The 18626-nt window shown below is 32.0% G+C and carries 20 protein-coding genes; 18 read left to right on the forward strand and 2 right to left on the reverse strand.

Going from position 1 to position 18626, the window contains the following annotated elements; genetic code table 11:
* Nucleotides 1-8 precede the first annotated feature (8 nt).
* On the reverse strand, nt 9-287 hold the full coding sequence (locus ABRY23_06225; GenBank protein ID MFA3782648.1) for a hypothetical protein: 279 nt from the start codon (nt 285-287) through the stop codon (nt 9-11).
* Between the two features lie 841 nt (nt 288-1128).
* Here ABRY23_06225 and ABRY23_06230 point away from each other — a divergent pair.
* The 11 genes from ABRY23_06230 (at nt 1129) to ABRY23_06280 (ending at nt 10351) form a co-directional block, all read left to right on the forward strand.
* The gene (locus tag ABRY23_06230) at nt 1129-1977 is read left to right on the forward strand and encodes an MBL fold metallo-hydrolase (protein ID MFA3782649.1); all 849 of its coding nucleotides are present in this window, start codon (nt 1129-1131) and stop codon (nt 1975-1977) included.
* Nucleotides 1974-2312, forward strand: a complete 339-nt coding sequence (nirD, locus tag ABRY23_06235) for a nitrite reductase small subunit NirD (protein MFA3782650.1) — start codon at nt 1974-1976, stop codon at nt 2310-2312. Before ABRY23_06230 ends, nirD begins: the two co-directional genes overlap by 4 nt.
* A gap of 19 nt (nt 2313-2331) precedes the next feature.
* The gene (gene queG / locus ABRY23_06240) at nt 2332-3282 is read left to right on the forward strand and encodes a tRNA epoxyqueuosine(34) reductase QueG (GenBank protein MFA3782651.1); all 951 of its coding nucleotides are present in this window, start codon (nt 2332-2334) and stop codon (nt 3280-3282) included.
* Nucleotides 3283-3329: 47 nt separating this feature from the next.
* Nucleotides 3330-4280: a thioredoxin-disulfide reductase gene (gene trxB, locus ABRY23_06245; protein MFA3782652.1), complete on the forward strand. Its 951-nt coding sequence runs from the start codon at nt 3330-3332 to the stop codon at nt 4278-4280.
* 99 nt (nt 4281-4379) lie between these two features.
* Complete coding sequence (gene era, locus ABRY23_06250; GenBank protein MFA3782653.1) at nt 4380-5291, forward strand: GTPase Era; 912 nt, start codon at nt 4380-4382, stop codon at nt 5289-5291.
* 9 nt (nt 5292-5300) lie between these two features.
* On the forward strand, nt 5301-6272 hold the full coding sequence (locus ABRY23_06255; GenBank protein ID MFA3782654.1) for a DMT family transporter: 972 nt from the start codon (nt 5301-5303) through the stop codon (nt 6270-6272).
* Nucleotides 6235-6519 (forward strand): acylphosphatase, encoded by a 285-nt coding sequence (locus ABRY23_06260; GenBank protein MFA3782655.1) that lies wholly within the window; start codon nt 6235-6237, stop codon nt 6517-6519. The genes ABRY23_06255 and ABRY23_06260 overlap by 38 nt, the downstream gene beginning before the upstream one ends.
* Entirely contained in the window at nt 6516-7001 is a 486-nt protein-coding gene (ispF, locus tag ABRY23_06265; protein ID MFA3782656.1) for a 2-C-methyl-D-erythritol 2,4-cyclodiphosphate synthase, read from the forward strand. Before ABRY23_06260 ends, ispF begins: the two co-directional genes overlap by 4 nt.
* Before the next feature lie 5 nt (nt 7002-7006).
* A complete protein-coding gene (locus ABRY23_06270) occupies nt 7007-7618 on the forward strand; it encodes a DedA family protein (protein ID MFA3782657.1) in 612 nt (203 codons plus the stop codon).
* On the forward strand, nt 7615-9327 hold the full coding sequence (gene lnt, locus ABRY23_06275) for an apolipoprotein N-acyltransferase (GenBank protein MFA3782658.1): 1713 nt from the start codon (nt 7615-7617) through the stop codon (nt 9325-9327). The genes ABRY23_06270 and lnt overlap by 4 nt, the downstream gene beginning before the upstream one ends.
* Nucleotides 9320-10351, forward strand: a complete 1032-nt coding sequence (locus tag ABRY23_06280) for a low specificity L-threonine aldolase (GenBank protein ID MFA3782659.1) — start codon at nt 9320-9322, stop codon at nt 10349-10351. Before lnt ends, ABRY23_06280 begins: the two co-directional genes overlap by 8 nt.
* 28 nt (nt 10352-10379) lie before the next feature.
* On the opposite strand, the gene ABRY23_06285 is transcribed toward ABRY23_06280, so the two are convergent.
* Nucleotides 10380-11498, reverse strand: a complete 1119-nt coding sequence (locus tag ABRY23_06285) for a heparan-alpha-glucosaminide N-acetyltransferase domain-containing protein (GenBank protein MFA3782660.1) — start codon at nt 11496-11498, stop codon at nt 10380-10382.
* Between the two features lie 139 nt (nt 11499-11637).
* Between ABRY23_06285 and ABRY23_06290 the strand changes: the two genes are divergently transcribed.
* The 7 genes from ABRY23_06290 (at nt 11638) to ABRY23_06320 (ending at nt 18475) form a co-directional block, all read left to right on the forward strand.
* A complete protein-coding gene (locus ABRY23_06290; protein ID MFA3782661.1) occupies nt 11638-12324 on the forward strand; it encodes a ribonuclease H-like domain-containing protein in 687 nt (228 codons plus the stop codon).
* A gap of 26 nt (nt 12325-12350) precedes the next feature.
* Entirely contained in the window at nt 12351-12737 is a 387-nt protein-coding gene (locus ABRY23_06295; GenBank protein MFA3782662.1) for a GxxExxY protein, read from the forward strand.
* Between the two features lie 206 nt (nt 12738-12943).
* Nucleotides 12944-13564 carry a hypothetical protein gene (locus ABRY23_06300; GenBank protein ID MFA3782663.1) on the forward strand — a complete coding sequence of 207 codons (621 nt, stop codon included), beginning with the start codon at nt 12944-12946 and terminating at the stop codon, nt 13562-13564.
* A gap of 42 nt (nt 13565-13606) precedes the next feature.
* Nucleotides 13607-14155, forward strand: coding sequence for a histidine kinase N-terminal domain-containing protein (locus tag ABRY23_06305; protein MFA3782664.1), 549 nt, complete (start codon nt 13607-13609; stop codon nt 14153-14155).
* A 152-nt stretch (nt 14156-14307) separates the two neighbouring features.
* Nucleotides 14308-14742, forward strand: a complete 435-nt coding sequence (locus tag ABRY23_06310) for a hypothetical protein (protein MFA3782665.1) — start codon at nt 14308-14310, stop codon at nt 14740-14742.
* Between the two features lie 582 nt (nt 14743-15324).
* On the forward strand, nt 15325-15726 hold the full coding sequence (locus ABRY23_06315) for a ubiquinol-cytochrome c reductase iron-sulfur subunit (protein MFA3782666.1): 402 nt from the start codon (nt 15325-15327) through the stop codon (nt 15724-15726).
* Nucleotides 15710-18475 carry a cytochrome b N-terminal domain-containing protein gene (locus ABRY23_06320; GenBank protein ID MFA3782667.1) on the forward strand — a complete coding sequence of 922 codons (2766 nt, stop codon included), beginning with the start codon at nt 15710-15712 and terminating at the stop codon, nt 18473-18475. The genes ABRY23_06315 and ABRY23_06320 overlap by 17 nt, the downstream gene beginning before the upstream one ends.
* Nucleotides 18476-18626 lie beyond the last annotated feature (151 nt).

Here is an 18626-nt window from a genome sequence, read left to right on the forward strand (position 1 = left end):
ACCCAAATCTATAAAATTATTAGGAATGAATTCATTGTGAAAATCTGCCTATTGGCAGTGTAGGGTATCAATCTCCAACAAAAAAGTTCTACCATTTTTCTTTCATTAGAGATTGCTTCGGTTGCCTTAATGAAAAGTGCAATGAGCTCCCTCGCAACGACAGTAATTCTTATGTTGTTACTTCCCGTGTTTTTGTGACCGCCGCTAAAAATAAATAACCCCCTTGCAGTCATTGCGAACGAACGAAGCGAATAAAGCAATACCAAGCACAAAATTGTGCCGACCATCTTAATGCTAGTGATTACTTCGCCCCGATAAAGTCAGGAGTCACAAAGACAGTATCTTTTTAGTTTTGTCAACTTATGAAAACAGATGTGAGGCCAAGGCCCCTTCGCCCAATCATTTTTATAAAATTCAGAGTGGCTCAACCTTATTACTTTATTGTAGAATAACGACTAAAGACAATTAGAACAGAAAAAGTAAGAATAAAGTAAAGAGAAGAATTTATAAATAAAAAAGATAAATAAAGATAGTATGTAGAAAAGTGACAAGTAAAGGTGAATATATAATTTTCTAATGCTTAGGTTGGGATAAATGATATTAAACATTCTCTTTTTAACAGCTATTTTGTTGCATAGTTATTTTGGTTTTAGAAAATTGTTGTCAGATTTACAGCATTTCAATGTAAAATATCTGTCCAATATATTTTTTATTTCGTCCCTAAATGGACTTAATCTATTTCTCTGTTCTTTATCCTATAAATATTTTGTCCTGAGGGGACAATAAAGCTTTGATTATCCTTAAACCAATCTAATCCCTTTAGGGATTATATAGTTATAGAATAAATAAATATCAAACTTAAGTTAAAAGTCCCGTAGGGACGAGATAGGGACTGATTTACAAGACAAGTAGAGCAGTCCAAAATCTTGAAGTTTTCTAAATTTATTTGGCAATTCATCCCTTCGGGATTTGATTCCAAAATTATTTTGGACAGCATTGATAAAAGTGTATTGGCAAGAATAAAAATTATAACTTGTTTTTCCCGCTACTTCTATTATTTTTATATTTAAATGAAAAGTTAATTACTTTTTGAAAATAATAAATAGTCAATAATAAAAAAGTGTTGATATGCAAGTAGGCAAATACAAAATAAGTTATATTGAAACCGGAAGTTTTGCGCTTGATGGTGGTGCAATGTTTGGTGTAGTACCTAGACCATTGTGGGAAAAAACCAATCCACCAGACGAAATAAACCGTATAACGCTCGGTGCCAGATTATTACTTCTTGAAAGTGCTAATAGAAAAATTTTAGTCGATACTGGATTGGGGGGTGATTGGAACGACAAATTTAGGAGGATTTATCGTGTTAATCAGCTGCAGGAACCGTTATTGAGTTCTTTATCGAAAAAAAATATCACCTCTGAAGAAATTACAGATGTAATTTTGACCCACCTTCATTTTGATCATACGGGTGGTTCAACAAAATTAGTTGATGGTAAATGGCTACCTACTTTTCCAAATGCCAAATATTATGTTCAGGAAAAGCAGTTTGAATGGGCTCGGAACCCTTCCGAGCGCGATAGAGCAAGCTTCTTTAATGAAAGATTTCTTCCGCTTTATGAACATAATCAGTTAGAATTGTTAAATGGAAAATATAATTTAGATGATGAAATAGAGTTAATTGTGGTTAATGGACATACATTTTCGCAGCAACTTGTTAAAGTTGCAGATTCTTCAAACACACTACTATATTGTGCTGATTTATTTCCTACAAGTTCACATATTCCAATTCCTTATGTAATGGCGTATGACTTACAACCATTGATAACTATAGAAGAAAAAAAAGATATTTTAAAGAGCGCTATAAAAGAAAATTGGATTTTATTTTTTGAACACGACCCATTTTCAGCAGCAGCTACTGTTACACAAACTGACAAAGGATACTCAGTGAAAGAAAAATTTGAACAACTGGTATGAATAATATACTATCAGAATTTAAAAAGGTATGTAGTTATAGTGAATTAAAAGAAAAGGTTGGGAAAAAATTTTTTGTGGATGATGTAGAAATTGCCATCTTTAAAGTGGAAAATGAAATTTTTGCTGTTAGTAATATTTGTCCCCACCAAAAAACACATTTGATTCATGAGGGTTTAGTAGAAAATTGTAAAGTTATTTGTCCCGTCCATGGATGGGAATTTGATTTGAAGACAGGTCAGCTGCCAAGTAATAGAAAAGGACTTAATACATACGAAGTCGAAGTTATAAATGATAATGTTTATGTAAAAGCTAAAAAGGATGAGTATAAATGGTAAAAAAATGTTAAGGTGATTAATGCAGATAAATAATAAAACAGTAATTGAAAAAGCAAAAGAACTTGGTTTTAACTTGGTTGGGTTTGCACCCGCAGAAAAGCTAAATAACGAAACAGAGTTATTACGTCGATGGCTTGATAAAAATTACCATGCAACAATGAAATATATGGAGCGTAATTTTGAGAAAAGATTGGATGTAAAAAATATTTTACCCAACGCTAAGAGTGTTATTTCTCTTGCACTCAATTACTTTTGTGATGAAAATTTTTTAGATGGGGATAATTTTGGTAAAGTATCGCGTTATGCTTGGGGTAAGGATTATCACTTGGTAATGTGGCAAAAACTCGAAGAATTAGATAGTTATTTAAGAAAATTAGATTCTGATTTTGAAATGAAATTTTATGTTGATGCTGGTCCAGTTATGGATAAAGCTTGGGCTGTAAAAGCTGGAATTGGCTGGCTTGGTAAACATACTAATGTTATCAGCAGAGAATTTGGCAGCTGGATATTCTTGGCTACTTGTATAACTAATGTTGAGTTTGAATACAATTTGCCAAGTGAAGACTACTGTGGAACATGTACTGCATGCATTGATGCATGCCCAACTAATGCAATTATTGATGAATATATTATTGATGCAAACAAGTGCATTTCTTTTTTAACTATAGAAAATAAGGGAGAGATACCCGATGAGTTTAACGATAAGTTTGAAGGTTGGATTTTTGGCTGCGATATATGTCAAGAGGTATGTCCCTGGAATAAAAAATTTTCTATTGTAACTAATGAGAAAGAATTTGGAATGACTTTAAATAAAGAATTAAATTTGGATGAGATACTTACTTTAGATGATGAACAATTCAAAATTAAGTTCGCTAATAGTCCAATTAAGAGAGCTAAATTAACTGGCTTAAAAAGAAATGCTCAATTCTTAAGAAAAAGTCGCATTAAGGTCAAAGAATCTTTTGAGTGAAAATATTATCTAATACAACAAAAATAAAACATATATGGAGACACGTAATGGCTGAAAATCATCACAAGGTAGTAATTATAGGTTCTGGCCCCGCAGGGTTAACAGCTGCTTTATATACAGCTCGTGCAAACTTAAATCCAATTGTTTTTGAAGGATTGCAACCTGGCGGACAATTGACGATTACAACAGAAGTAGAAAACTATCCGGGTTTTGAAAAAGGAATACAAGGACCTGAGTTAATGGACATTATGAGAAAACAAGCATGCCGATTTGGTGCAAAATGCTTGTTTAAGAATGTTACAGAAGTTGATTTTTCTAAACGACCATTTATTATAAAAGTGGATAATGAAAATTATACGGCAGATGCAGTAATAATAGCAACTGGTGCATCGGCAAAGTGGTTGGGAATTCCTAGTGAAGAAAAATACAAAGGGTACGGTGTATCTGCTTGTGCAACGTGTGATGGGTTCTTTTTTAAGGACCAAAAAGTTTTAGTTATCGGAGGTGGTGATACTGCAATGGAAGAAGCTACTTATCTTACTAAGTTTGCAAGTGAAGTTACTATTGTACATAGAAGAGATGAGTTTCGCGCTTCAAAGATAATGGTAGAAAGAGCTAAAAAAAATCCTAAAATAAAATTTTTACTCAACTCTATTGTTAAAGAAATTTTAGGCAAAGAAGAAAATGGAAGAAAAACTGTAACCGGCGCACTTATACAAAATGTGAAAGATGGTAAAGTTAGTGAAATTAACGTCGATGGCATTTTTATGGCTATAGGTCATAAACCAAATACTGAGATTTTTAAGGGACAGCTTGAAATGGATGAAACAGGGTATTTAATAACTAAACCTGGATCAACTTATACAAACATAGAAGGTGTTTTTGCAGCTGGCGATGTTGCAGATAAAGTTTACCGACAAGCAGTTACTGCGGCTGGTACAGGGTGTATGGCGGCATTAGATGCTCAGCGATGGCTTGAAGAACATGAATTGGCTTAATTATTTTCAGTTGTATGTTTTTCTTGTCCCGGAAAAAAGACGGAAGTTTTAATGCTCTATCCTGAATTTTAATTTTGTTTTTTAGCAGCAGGTTATTAAATGGCTATTAAATCTGGATACGTCTCAATTATTGGAAAGCCTAATACCGGAAAATCAACATTAATGAATGTATTATTAGGTGAGCGGCTATCAATTACTACTAACAAACCACAAACTACAAGAAAAAAAATCTTAGGCATTTTATCAGCTGAAGATTACCAAATAATTTTTTTAGATACGCCAGGTATTTTAACACCTCGTTATTTACTGCAAGAAAAAATGCTCGATTATGTTTATGAATCAGTAAAAGATGCCGACATAATTTTAATGCTAATTGATATAAGTGATGACCCAACAGGTAAAAAATTTTTAGAAGATGAGGTGGTAAATAAAATTCTTTCTCTTAAAAGTGTTAAAAAAATATTGGCAATAAATAAAGTTGATTTATCCAACGAAAGTGAAGTAAAAAAGTTGATAGAACAATTAGAATCAACAAAGATGTTTGATAAGCTTATTCCAATTTCTGCAATAACCGGCTATAACATAGCAGAATTGAAACAAGCAATACTTGAAATTTTACCTGAGCATCCTAAGTATTATCCTGATGACCAATTATCTGATAGAAACGAAAGATTTTTTGTTTCTGAAATTATTAGAGAAAAAATTTTTGAATTGTTTCATGATGAAATTCCTTACAGCACTGAAATAGAAATTGAAGACTTTAAAGAAAGAACAAAAGGTAAAGATTATATACTTGCTAATATTATTGTTGAACGAGAAACTCAAAAACCAATAATAATTGGTCAAGATGGTATATCAATAAAAAAGATTGGTAAAGCCGCCCGCCGCTCTATCGAAGATTTTCTCGGTCGTGAGGTATATCTTGAGCTTAGAGTAAAAGTTAAAGAAAAATGGCGTTCCGATCCATCACTTCTTAAAAAGTTTGGCTACGATACTTCTTCAGAAGGATAAATTTTTAGAATGAAATTCTTTCCCGTTAAAGTTAAATACTTTTACAAATACTTAGCAGAAGTAATATTACTGTTTATGACTATTATTTGGGGTGGAACATTTGTAGTTGTTAAGGAATCATTGAATAATTTCTCCCCGACTTTCTTTGTAGCCCTTAGATTCGCAATAGCAAGTATAATCTTACTCCCATTAGTATTAATTAAAAAAGAGAAATGGAATAAGAAAGTTTTGCTGCATGGGTTTCTACTCGGCTCTTTTTTATTTGGTGGATTCGTTTTGCAAACAATTGGCTTACAGTTTACAACAGCCTCACGTTCAGGTTTTATTACTGGTACAATTGTTATTATCGTGCCTATATTTCAAACTGTTATTGAAAAAAAATTGCCAACGAGGGGAACGATAATTGGAATCTTATTTGTACTGCTTGGATTAATTTTTTTGTCATCAAGTGGAAAATCAATTTTTAACTTCATTTCTAATTTAGGGACAAATTTTAATTTGGGTGATGTTCTTACTTTGTTGTGTGCAGCAGTCTTCGCTTTGCAAGTAGTTTATATCGATATTTTTTCCCCTAAACATAATTTCTGGGTATTACTATTTATCCAGTTGGCTTCCGTTGCAGTTGAGGGTTTTCTTGCGTCACTAATATTTTCTTTTACGAATATAGAACCGCTCCGCTTTGATTTTAACTTCTACATTTTATTTGCTTTTTTTTATACTGCGGTGCTGGCAACTTTAGTTAATATTGGCTTGCAAACAAAATTTCAAAAGGAAGTATCCCCTTCTAAGGCTGGAATAATTTATTCCTTTGAGCCTGTTTTTGCAGCAGTATTCGCCTTCTTTGTACTCAGCGAAAAAATTACTAATTTTGGTTTGATAGGATGCACATTAATATTTACAGGGTTAGTTTTATCAGAAGTCTTAGATTCTATAAAAAACAAAAATGGAAAAAGAATTAAGACGAGCAGAAATAGTGGTTAACGGACTGGTACAGGGAGTGGGCTTTAGATACTTTGCACTTAGAACCGCCGAAAAATTAGGTTTAAAAGGTTACGTTAAAAATTTGTACACTGGTGAAGTTTATGCATTGGTTGAAGGTGAAAGGCAATTGATAGAAGAATTCTATAATAAGATGAAAATTGGACCAATGCATGCTGATGTAAGAAAACATTCTATTAAATTATCTGAACCGACAAATGAATTCACAAAATTTGAGATAAGATATTGAATGCAAAATTTAGAATAGGCTTTGGCTACGATGTTCATCAATTTGCTGGAAATAGAAAATTAATTTTGGGTGGTGTTGAAATTCCGTTCGATAAAGGCTTGCTTGGTCATTCAGATGCTGATGTTCTGCTTCATGCAATTTGTGACGCATTACTTGGAGCTCTTGCACTTGGCGATATTGGGAAACATTTTCCTAATACTGACCCTAACTACAAAAATATAAGCAGCAAAATATTGCTTGAAAAAGTTGGCAGACTTGTGGAAAAAAGTGATTATCATATTTCTAATATTGATTCGACTCTCGTAATCCAAGAGCCCAAGTTATTACCCTTCATTGATTCGATGAAAAAAACTATTGCAGATATATTGAAAGTTGAAGTAAATCAAGTATCCATTAAAGCTACTACTTCTGAAAAATTAGGGTTTGTTGGAGAACAACGCGGAGCTGAAGCTTATGCTGTCGTTCTTCTTCATAAAAAATAAAGTTAATGCTCGAACAAATTTTAAGCTATATCAATAACCTTAACCCTTTTTTAATTGTAATTGTGCTGTTTTTTTTCTCTTTTATTGAAAATATTTTTCCACCCTCCCCAAGCGATATTGTAATTGTAATCGGTGCTACTATAGTGGCAAATTCAATTTTTTTGTTCATCCCTATACTGTTAATAACAAGTTTAGGTAGCTCTTTGGGATTTATTGTTATGTATTATGTTGGTTCCAAATTTGGTGAGAAAGTTATCCGAAAGGGCAAGTTAAAGTTTGTAAAAAAAGAAGCATTATACAAAGCAGATTTATGGTTTTCTAAATACGGTTATAAGCTAATTATAATTAACAGATTTTTACCCGGCACTAGATCTGTGGTCAGTTTTTTTTGCGGTATACATAATTTAGTGCCAGTAAAGACTTTTATATATGCGGCAATAAGTTCTTTTTTGTGGTATTCACTTTTAATTTATTTGGGTGTCCAATTAGAAAGAAATGTACAACTTATCGATAAATACCTCGAAGCATACTCTAATATTATTTTGAGCCTTACAATTTTACTGTTTGTTTTTATTTTTATAAAATTTTTGCTTAGGAAAAATAAACCCAGCAAATGAAAGGTCTTTTTGGAAGATATAAAATAGTTCTTACGCCAGAACAAAGAAAAAAAAGAAACAAAGATGTTGCTCTTGTTCTAATTAGTGGTTTTTTAATGGGTATTTCTTACCCCCCTTTACCATTGCCATATTTTATTTTTATTGCTTTTGTGCCGCTGCTTAAAGTTATCGATGAAAAGGAAACATTAGGAGAAATAAACCGATATTCTTATTTAGCATTTTTTGTTTTTACCTTAATTACTCTTTATTGGGTGGGGAGCTGGACTAAAGAAGCAGATCCGTTCTTGATGATTTCTGGCTTTCTATTACTATTCGTAAATCCTGCACTATATCTTATTCCAACAACCATTTACTTCTTTTGCAAAAAATCATTAGGTAAAAAAGTTGCTCTTTATTTATTCCCTTTTTTTTGGGTTTCATTTGAATATCTTTATTCACTTACAGATTTAAGATTTCCGTGGTTAATTTTAGCTAACAGCCTGGTTTATTTTAACACATTTATACAAATCACTGATGTTGTAGGGGCATACGGACTTTCGTTGATTGTTTTGTTTATTAACGTTCTTTTGTTTAATGCCTATGTGAAATTTAAATCGACACATAAGATATTATCCTTAAACCTATGTGCGGCAAGTTTAATTTTTGTCATTGTTTTTTCATATGGCTTATTCAAACGCTTTTCCAATCATCCTTCTTTAATTAAAGTTAAACTTGGGTTGATACAGCCCGACCTGAATCCTTGGGCAAAATGGGAAGTTAGTGATCTCAGCGAGCTATTAAATATTTATCTTAGATTATCACAAGCAGCAGTTGATCAAGGAGCAAAAATAATTATCTGGCCTGAATCCGCCTTACCGGTCTACTTACTTTCTGGTAATTATGAATATGAAGTTGAGAGGATTAAAAATTTTGTAAGAAATAATAAAATATACTTGTTAACAGGTATGCCTGATGCAAATTTTTATTTTGATAAAACAAAAGCACCAAAAGATGCTAAGCCTCTTAAAGGCAACGTCTTTTACACTTCGTATAACTCGATTTTGCTTTTTTCACCATTTACAGAAGAAATTCAGAAGTACCAAAAAATAAAATTAGTTCCTTTTGGTGAAAAAGTTCCTTTCGTTGAAGAGTTCCCTTTTCTTGGCGATTTAATAAAATGGCAAGTGGGAATTTCAAGCTGGAACGAAGGAAAAGATACTGTCGTTTTTAAATTGGCAAATGTTGATTTAACAATTAAAAACCCATCACAGAAAAAAGTTATTATTTCAGGTGAAATAAAAGTGGGGGGATTAATATGTATAGAATCAATTTATCCAGATTTTGTGGCTTCGTTTGTTCAACGCGGAGCTAATCTTATTGCAGTTGTGACAAACGATAGTTGGTACGGTTACTCAAGTGGACCCTTTCAGCATGAGGCTATAAGCATTTTACGAGCAGTTGAAAATAGACGAACTGTTGTAAGAGCAGCTAACGGTGGTGTGTCTTGTATTATAAATCCATTAGGAAAAATTTTGAACGAAACAAAACTGTTTACTAAATCATTTCTTGTTGTTGATGCCGGTATTGAAGATAATCTTACCTTTTACACAAAGTATCCCCTTATTTTCCCATTAACTTCTTCTTTTGTATCTATAACGATTATACTATTATTTACTATGAAAATGCTCTATCATTTTTTTAACCATAAAGGGACAAAAAGAAATGAATAAAATAATTGATTTAAGAAGCGATACTGTTACAAAACCTTCCAAAGCAATGCGAAAGGCAATGTATGAAGCTGAAGTAGGCGATGATGTTTACAAAGAAGACCCTACAGCAAACGAACTTGAAAGGTACGCAGCAGAACTACTCGGAAAAGAAGCAGCTCTTTTTGTGCCTAGCGGTGTAATGGGTAATCAAATTTGTTTAAATGTGTTGACCCAACCGGGCGATGAAGTTATTTGTGAAAAAGATGCACATATTTTTCATTATGAATCCGGCTCGCCTGCAGCTTTGAGTGGTATACAGTTAAATCTTGTTGAAGGTAAAAGAGGAATATTTACTCCAGAACAAGTTGAACCTTTGATAAGACCAACTAGTGCATATTACATGGCGCGTACTAAAGTGATAGAAATTGAAAACACACATAATAGAGCAGGCGGAACTATAAATCCAATCGAAAATATTGAGGCAATTTCCAAATTAGCAAAAAGATATAATTTGTTTTGCCATTTGGATGGAGCTAGAATTTGGAACGCATCTGTTGAAACAGGTATAACACCTGCTAAATATGCTTCTTATTTTGATTCTGTATCTTGTTGCCTTTCGAAAGGGCTTGGCGCACCTATTGGTTCCATTATTGCCGGTAATAAAGATTTTATTAATGAGGCTTATAGAGTTAGAAAAGCCTGGGGCGGAGGAATGCGCCAAGTTGGAATTATTGCAGCCGCTGGTTTATACGCACTTAAAAACAATATTTCTCGACTTACCGAAGACCATGAAAAAGCAAAATTGTTAGCAAAATTTTTAAATTCTTTTGATTCTGTCTCAATTGATTTAGATAGTGTTCAGACAAATATTCTAATGTTTTCACCAAAGAAAAAATCTGTCGAACAAATTTTAACAGAATGTAGAGAAAACGGCTTGCTGCTTAGTCAAGGAGCCGTTGGTTTTATTAGAGCTGTAACCCACATGGATGTTTCTTTTGAAGATATTGAAATTGCTAAAAAAATTTTAGAAAAAGTAATTGGTTGAATTACACTCAATTGCGCTGGTTAAAATTTCACTTTATAAAAAAATAAAGAACAGCCATTACAAATAATTGATTCATAATTAAGCTTGCTGCATCGGGTTTATATTTTTTTAAATAACTCCAAACTTTTGCTACTGTTATCATTGCTATAATTAAGATTATAGTTAGTACAATACTTTCATTAATATTCAATTTGCCGCCATAAAGTGTAATTGCACTTTTATTCCCCAAAATTTTTGAGTAGATGATTTCAAGATGCAAAAAATAAACTAATAATGATTCACGACTTACATCAGTAACAAATGAATCTTTTTGACGTAGTTGTGTATACTTCCAGAAGAAGCTTAAAAGAAGCATTACTATTCCTAATCTCTCAGTAAAGAAAAAAGGATTTGGTTTTAATAATGAAAGACTACTGAATATATTGAGGTGTAAAATCAAATAAGAAAGAAAAGCTGACGTTGAACCTAAGAAAATAGTGTAGTTAATAAATAAATTTTCTTTGTTATTCTGTCTAAATCGCAAATAGTAAATACACACAATTGAGCCGGCGAGTAAAAATGAAATCCAAGGAAATATGGGGAATAGTGAACCACTTTTTTGATTAAAGTAAGCAGCAAAAAAAATTGGTAAAAATTTTTCGAAATTAATTGACCAAAACAAAGGACTGATAATAATAACAAAAACACTGATTAGCAGTAATGTGTATTCAAAAAGTTTTTCATGTGAAATTGTGATTCTAAGAAATATCAGTAACAATAATCCAACTGCTATACATTGAAGTATGTCAACTTTAATAAATTCTTGCAGCTGATTTGGAGTTGCTTTACCAATTATTCCTTTTAGTGTAGGATATGGGATATGAAGTATGTAACCCAGCGAAAAAATTAGACCGATTCTTTTAATTTTTCTCCAAAGTTTATTGTCTATCGCCTGAGAATCTTTATTTATAGAAAGAATAAATGCAAAACCTGATACAAACAAAAAAGAAGGAGCAACTAGGCCATTAACGAAATTAACTATGCTAAACCAACTTTCGTCTTTTATATTTTGTTGTAAGAAGGCGTTGAACACATGAACTTCAATCATAATAATTAATGCCCACCCGCGAAGCAAATCGACAAAGAGAAGACGTTGCTTTCCGTTCACTTTCAAAACTTCCGTTTTTTCCTATGTAACTTAGCGCCCTTTATATTTACATTAAAGAAAAAAACATTAATTATTTTATGAGAATTTTATTTCTTTATTCAAATATTTTTTAGATATTTCATGTAAAATAAGCAGTTAAATGAAAATAGTATTTGATATAGAGACCGTGGGATTCGAGTTTGATTCTTTGTCGGAATCACAACAAGAATTTCTTTTAAGGTATGTTGAACAAGAATCTAATGCAGATATCAAGAACCAAAAGATCGAAGAGATAAAAAGATATCTTAGTTTGTATCCGTTAACTGCAAAAGTTATAGCAATTGGCATGCTAAATACAGAAACGGAAAATTGTTATGTTATTTATGAAAATGATAAAGAGGAGGAATGGACTGCAGGAGAAAAGCAAGTAAAATATAAGTCAATGTCAGAAAAGGAGATGTTAAAAAATTTTTGGCATTATGTAGAAAAAGCAGAACAAATAATTACGTTTAACGGCAGAAATTTTGATGTTCCTTTTTTAATGATTCGCTCAGCTCTTCTTGGAATTAAACCCACTAGAAATTTTGTTAAAAATAGGTATAGTACTTCTGAACACATTGATTTGTTAGAGCAATTTACATTTTATGGACTGATAAAAAAATTTAATCTTGACTTTTACTGTCACGCATTTGGAATTAAATCGCCTAAGTCACAAGGTATTACTGGAATGGAAGTAAAAGAATTGTATAATGCCAAAAGAATAAAAGACATTGCAATTTATTGTGGTGAAGATGTTAGGGCAACTTACGAACTTTACAAAATTTGGAACAATTATCTGAATATTTAACCGCAGAGTCGCTGAGACGCAGAGGAATGGATAGAGAAGGATTAAATAAAATAAGCGGTTTAATTTTAGATTGTTCTATTGAAGTACATAAAAATTTGGGCCCTGGCTTGCTTGAAAGTGTTTATGAAATTTGTTTATACAAAGAACTTAGAAATAGAAATTTGTTTGTCGAAAGACAAGTTCCTGTGCCGGTCATTTATAAAAATGAGAAACTTGATGTAGATTTTAGAGTTGATTTATTGGTCCAAAATGAAGTGATTGTAGAATTAAAAGCAGTAGAGATTTTATTACCAGTTCATGATGCACAGTTATTGACATATATGAAATTAATGAATAAACGACTAGGATTATTGATTAACTTTAATGTACCGAAACTTATCGATGGGTTTCATAGAAAAGTACTTAATTTTTAATTTATCATCTTACTTCTCAAAAGAATTAATTCATAGCAGAGATGCTGAGATGCGGCGTAATAAATTAAACATATTTAATAGAAACTTTTCTCAGCGTCTCTCCGTCTCTGCGGTGAAAAAGTAAGCTGTTTGGTCATCTCAATTGTACAGAGACTAGTTTTTTCTTTATGTACTGCACTTTCGGTTTCTCTTTCTTAAATTGTACTATGAAACTTTATAAGGAAGACAGTTTACACTATTCTAGGAATATTAAAATCGCAATAATAATAAGCGAACTATTTATCTTATGTCTTTTCACATTCACGCCGTCTCCCTCTCCAAAGAAAAAAGAAAACTTTTACTTTCCTGAAAACATTATCACAGTTGCCGACATACCAAGCACAAAATTAGACTTACCAAAAGAAGATGAGCTACCGCCTCCCAGGCCATCAATTTCAGTAACCTTAGAATTTGTTGACGAACTAGAGGTTTTGCCTGATGTTGTAATTCCAGACGCTTCTTCAATTTCAGATTCAATTTCATCTAAAGGGAGAATTTCAGAAAATAAAGGCGGTGAGTATTATGCATCTTCTTTCCCATTTGTACCTCGACAAATTCTTGAAGTAGTCCCAAGTAAAATTGAGAACGTAAACGGCTACATTAAATTTTCCTTAAAAATTGGTAAAGAAGGTTTTGTTAAGGAATATAGAATAATAGCCAGTACAATAAATGATAGAAAGCAAATTAAAAATATTCTTGATGCTGTTTATAAATCGCGTTGGCAGCCAATAACAATTGAAGGAAATAAAGTGGAATATTGGATTGATAAAACGTATAGTTTTAACTGAGAACTAAAAAGTTTATAGTTATAGATGAATTGGAGGTGAAAAATGGATTTTTCAAAAATTATTTCTTTTCTTGAAGCAAACATACCTACATTAGCTCGCGCTTATTACGAGCAGGTACAAAAATCTGATTTTATGCTAACATATCGAAAGCTTGATGAGCCAAAAATAATATTAAGAGAAGAAGCTGTTTTTAAAAATATGATTGAATGGCTTAAAACTGGTGCATCAAACGATAAAGCAGAGCAATTCTTCGAGAAAATTGGTAGAGAAAGATTTAATGAAAGATTCCCTTTAACTGAAATTAATTATGCTCTTTATATTACCAAAAAGGTGTTTTGGAGCTTTGTTGCATGGAAACCGGAGCTATTCCCCAATACTGATTTCCAAACTATGGTTGAGCAAATGACAGTCTTGGGTAACTTTTTTGATTTAGGCAGTTTCTATATAGTTAGAAGTTATCTTAATGAGCTTTTTAATAAAATTGATGAAGCATCTAAACTAACTAAGGAAGATATGAAAAAGCTACTTGTTAAAGGTGAGTTTGATAAAGATAATCTAGATAAAAGCGAAATTGTGTGGAGAAATATCTGATTTGTATGTATAAAAGTTGATTTCTTTAGCCCATAGTTAAACCTTAAATCTGTTTTTTATTGCTTTTATAGAATTACCTCGTTAGTTTCTCATCAACTGCTTCTCTTTCTGGTTAATTTAATATATTTTAATAACTGCATGGAGGGTGTAACATGAAAAACAAAAAATTTTGGGTGGCTTTTTTAGTAGTATTTATTATTCTTATACTGAGTGACTATGTCATTAATGGAATAATTCTTAATTCTACTTACAGCAGTGAAGAAGTATCAAAAGTATTTCGTCCTACAGATAAAATAATAAGCAATATGTGGATTATGTGGGTTGTAGATTTAATTTGGTCTTACTTTTTTGTTTTCTTTTTTGCCAAGGGTTACGAAAATAGAGGCGTAATTGAAGGACTTAGATACGGTTTTTACATAGGAATATTCTTCTATTTGACTTCATCTTATTATCAATATGCTGTTTACCCACTGCCGTATAGTTTAATATTTCAGTGGTTTGTATATGGCTTAGTTCAAGCATTAATACTTGGGTTAATTACAGCATTAATTTACAAACCTGCTCAACCAAAACAAACTGAGTCTTAAAATTTATTCGGTGGCTGTCTCAAAAGTAAAATTTTTTAAATAATAGCCCACAGATAAACACGGATTTAACGGATTTTCACAGACCTGCTTGCAGCAGACAAGTTTTTAATTTGAATCACTTTTGAGACAGCTTCTTTTTATTTGGCTTTAAATAAAAATTGTCGTCACAATCATATTAACATTACTTAACAAGACTCAATGAAGTAATATTTTCTTGAAATTTGCATTTAGTGTAATTCGTGAAATTAGTGTCTTGGTTTTTGATCCAACAGGAATAACATTGAACAGCAGCATATTACCCATCTATTTTCAGAGCATCCAATCAGCATCAGTCACATCTAACCACAAGAATATTTATTACTTTTCAATGGCATAGTTTAGAGTTAGATTAATAAAAAAATAGAATGGTACTGCTATTATTATTTTCAAAAGTTGATAAAAAGTAGAATATTTGTAAAAAATTAATAACAAGAATTTGTTAATCTTGGAACGTAATAAAAGCTATTAAGCTGACTTTTTTAGGATAGTAATTCAAAAATTTTTATGCATAAGTACAGTTTTCCAAAACCTCAAGCTTAAATTATGAAAATAACCCGCAGAAAGTTTTTTAGTTCGTTAATTACTATTGTATCAGTACCATTTTTATATGCATTAAATTCTGAGGTAGAGAGAAAAATTGAAATCGATAAAAGAAAAGAAAAGATATACTTACCAGCTGATTTAGGAAATGGCATTTTCTTTTTTAATTCCGTTATTATAATAAAAGAGGGCGAAAAAATAAGTGTCTACTCTTCAAAGTGCAGTCATTTAGGTTGCAAAATAAATAAAGTGGAGAATGGGAAAATAGTATGTCCATGTCACGGTTCTGTGTATGGCTTAAACGGTGAAGTTGTAAAAGGACCAGCAGTAAAGCCGCTAAAAAAACTTAGCATCAATAAAGAAATTGAATCTGGAAGACTTTTTGTTTATGAACAACCTTTTTAATAACGGCACAAAAAAAGAATATCGAAAATTATTTGGGTTTACATTTGGACAAATTTCCTTTGGTTCTTTTTTAATTGCTCTTATCAGCGGTGTATTTTTAGCAATTCCTTACGATGTAACAAAACCTTTTGATTCAATTTCTTTAATGCTTCTTTCGAATCCAGCTGGAGTTCTATTTAGAAACATACATTACTGGAGTTCACAGATTTTCTTGGTTTTCACACTTCTTCATTTATATGATCACTTTTTTCTTTCAACTGAGAAGAATGTAAAGAAGAGCGTATGGCTTCGTCTTACAATTTCAATTTTTTTCACATTTTTTATTCTGTTAAGTGGTTTTATTCTTAAGGGTGATATTGAAGGTCTTCAAGCTAAACGAATTTTTACTTCTTTGTTTGAGTCTATCCCAATAATAGGCAAGAATTTGGGATACATTTTGTTAGGCGGTGAAAGCGATCATCAAATTTTATATGTAAATCACATTGCAACAGCAGCTATATTTTTATTTATCGTAATTGTTGAGCATGCAAAGACCTACTGGCCAAGAATTTCTGTTATAGCTTATTTGTTAATCCCATCAGTAGTTACTGGATATATTTTCCCGCCGTCGTTATTTATTGGCAATGAAAAAGTGATAAAAGGTCCGTGGTATTTTGTCGGCTTACAGGAAATTCTTCACTGGCTTTATTATCCTATAATAGTTGTTTTTGGTGTTATTCTTCTTTTTGTGCTAATTTATTATTTGCAAAGGTTCAGTGAAAAGTATTCATACTTCACAAAAAAAATTTTGTTGATTTTATTTTTTATTTACAGTGTATTTTCTATTGTTGGTTATTTTTTTAGAGGTGAAAACTGGCAGTTTGTATTTCCATGGAATAATCCTTATTTCTCAAAAAGTTTTAATAATCCCATAAACAATATTAAATCAGCATTTGCTGCAGATTCGCTTCAATTGAATGTTCCTGTTGTACTGGGACATAGAGAAGGATGTTTAACGTGTCACGGCAATATTAAAGGTTTCTCGCCTGCACATAATCCTAATGCTATCGGATGTTACTCGTGTCATTCAGGTAATCCGTTTTCCTTAAATAAAAAAGCAGCACATAAAGGAATAATTTTAATTCCTGGAAACATTTCAGATGCAAAACAGAGCTGTGGCGGTCCTCAGTGTCATTCTCAAATAACCGAACGGATAAATACCACTCTTATGACAACTCTTACAGGAATGATTGCCGTTGATAAATTTGTTTTTGGCGAATCAAATGGTTTAAATGAATTTTATCATGTTGATAATCTGGGCTATTCACAAGCAGATACACATCTTAGGAATTTGTGTGTTTCATGCCATCTGGGAGGCGAAAAAAAACAATATGGACCAATTAATGAACTTTCACGCGGTGGTGGATGCAACGCGTGTCACTTAGAATACGACAAAAATTCATTAAATGAATTAAAAAAGTTTAATGAAGAAAAAGAAGAAGGTTTCTTGAAAGGCGAATTTAAATTTTCGGTACACCCTTCACTTTCTTTAACTAAAAATAACAATCATTGCTTTGGCTGTCACAGCCGTTCCGGAAGAATTTCAACGAATTATGAAGGTTGGCACGAAACTCAATTGAAACCTCAGGATGTTTTCGGAAAAAAGGGATTTAGAGTTTTACAGGATGAAAGAGTTTTTGAAAAAAAGTCGGCAGATATTCATTACGAAAAAGGAATGTTGTGCGTTGATTGTCACACTTCATACGAAATAATGGGCGATGGAAATTTTTACCTTCATAAAGAAGACCAAGTGAAAATTCAGTGCGTTGATTGCCACTTGAAAGATAGTCCCAAAACAAAGAAACTCAGTGATTTTGATAATGAGTCACTTAAGATTTCCGAATTGCGAAAGACAAATGATACATCAAGAATTTATTTAACTGTTTCAGCGTCGGATATTCCGCTTGTAAATACTTATTATTCTTCTGGCAATTCATACATTATAAAAAAACAGAGCAGTGAAAAAGCATTAATGAAACCGCCAATTTTTCAATGCACAGGGACTAAGGCTCATAAGGATTTATCGTGTAATACCTGTCACACAAGCTGGTCGCCGCAGTGCATTACATGTCATACAAACTTTGATAAAAACGGAACTGCAATTGATTTGCTTACAGAAAAAGAACTTAAGGGTGAATGGATTGAGCATGGTAAAAATTATTTTGCTGATCCGCCTGCACTTGGCGTAAGAATAATTGAGGAAAAAAATGGCAACATCAAAAGAGTAGTTGATACATTCATACCTGGAATGGTTCTGACTATTCATAAAAATAAAAATTCACAAACTGTCAGTGCAATTTTCAAGAGATTATTCGCACCGGCATTTTCCCACACAATTGTAAAAGAAAGTAGAAGTTGCAAGTCATGTCATAATAATCCACTTGCTTTAGGGTATGGAAGAGGGAAATTGGTTTATCAAATTAAAGACTCAAAAGGTAGATGGAATTTTACACCTGAATTTGAAATATCAAATTATGATGGACTGCCGATGGATGCCTGGATTGGGTTTTTGAAAGAAAGTAAAGGTGAGGTGTCAACAAGAGTAGGTGCAAGACCATTTACAGTAGATGAACAGAAAAAAATTTTGTTGGTTGGAGCGTGTTTAACCTGCCATGATGAAAATTCTTCTCTAATTAAACAATCGTTAACTGATTTTGAGAGTTTGTTAAATAAAAGAACAAGTAAATGTATTTTACCGAATTGGTATTAGTTATTATAATTATTACCTTTTGTATTAGTTGACAAATCTAAAACAAGATTTTATCTCGCCTATTTCTTACTTAGAAAACTAAAACTTATGCTTTTCTTAGTAATAATAATTATCCAAAATTTTTCCTGAAAAAATTCAGTAAATACATGTA

It is taken from the genome of Melioribacteraceae bacterium 4301-Me (assembly GCA_041538185.1).
Taxonomy (GTDB): Bacteria; Bacteroidota; Ignavibacteria; order Ignavibacteriales; family Melioribacteraceae; genus Pyranulibacter; species Pyranulibacter aquaticus.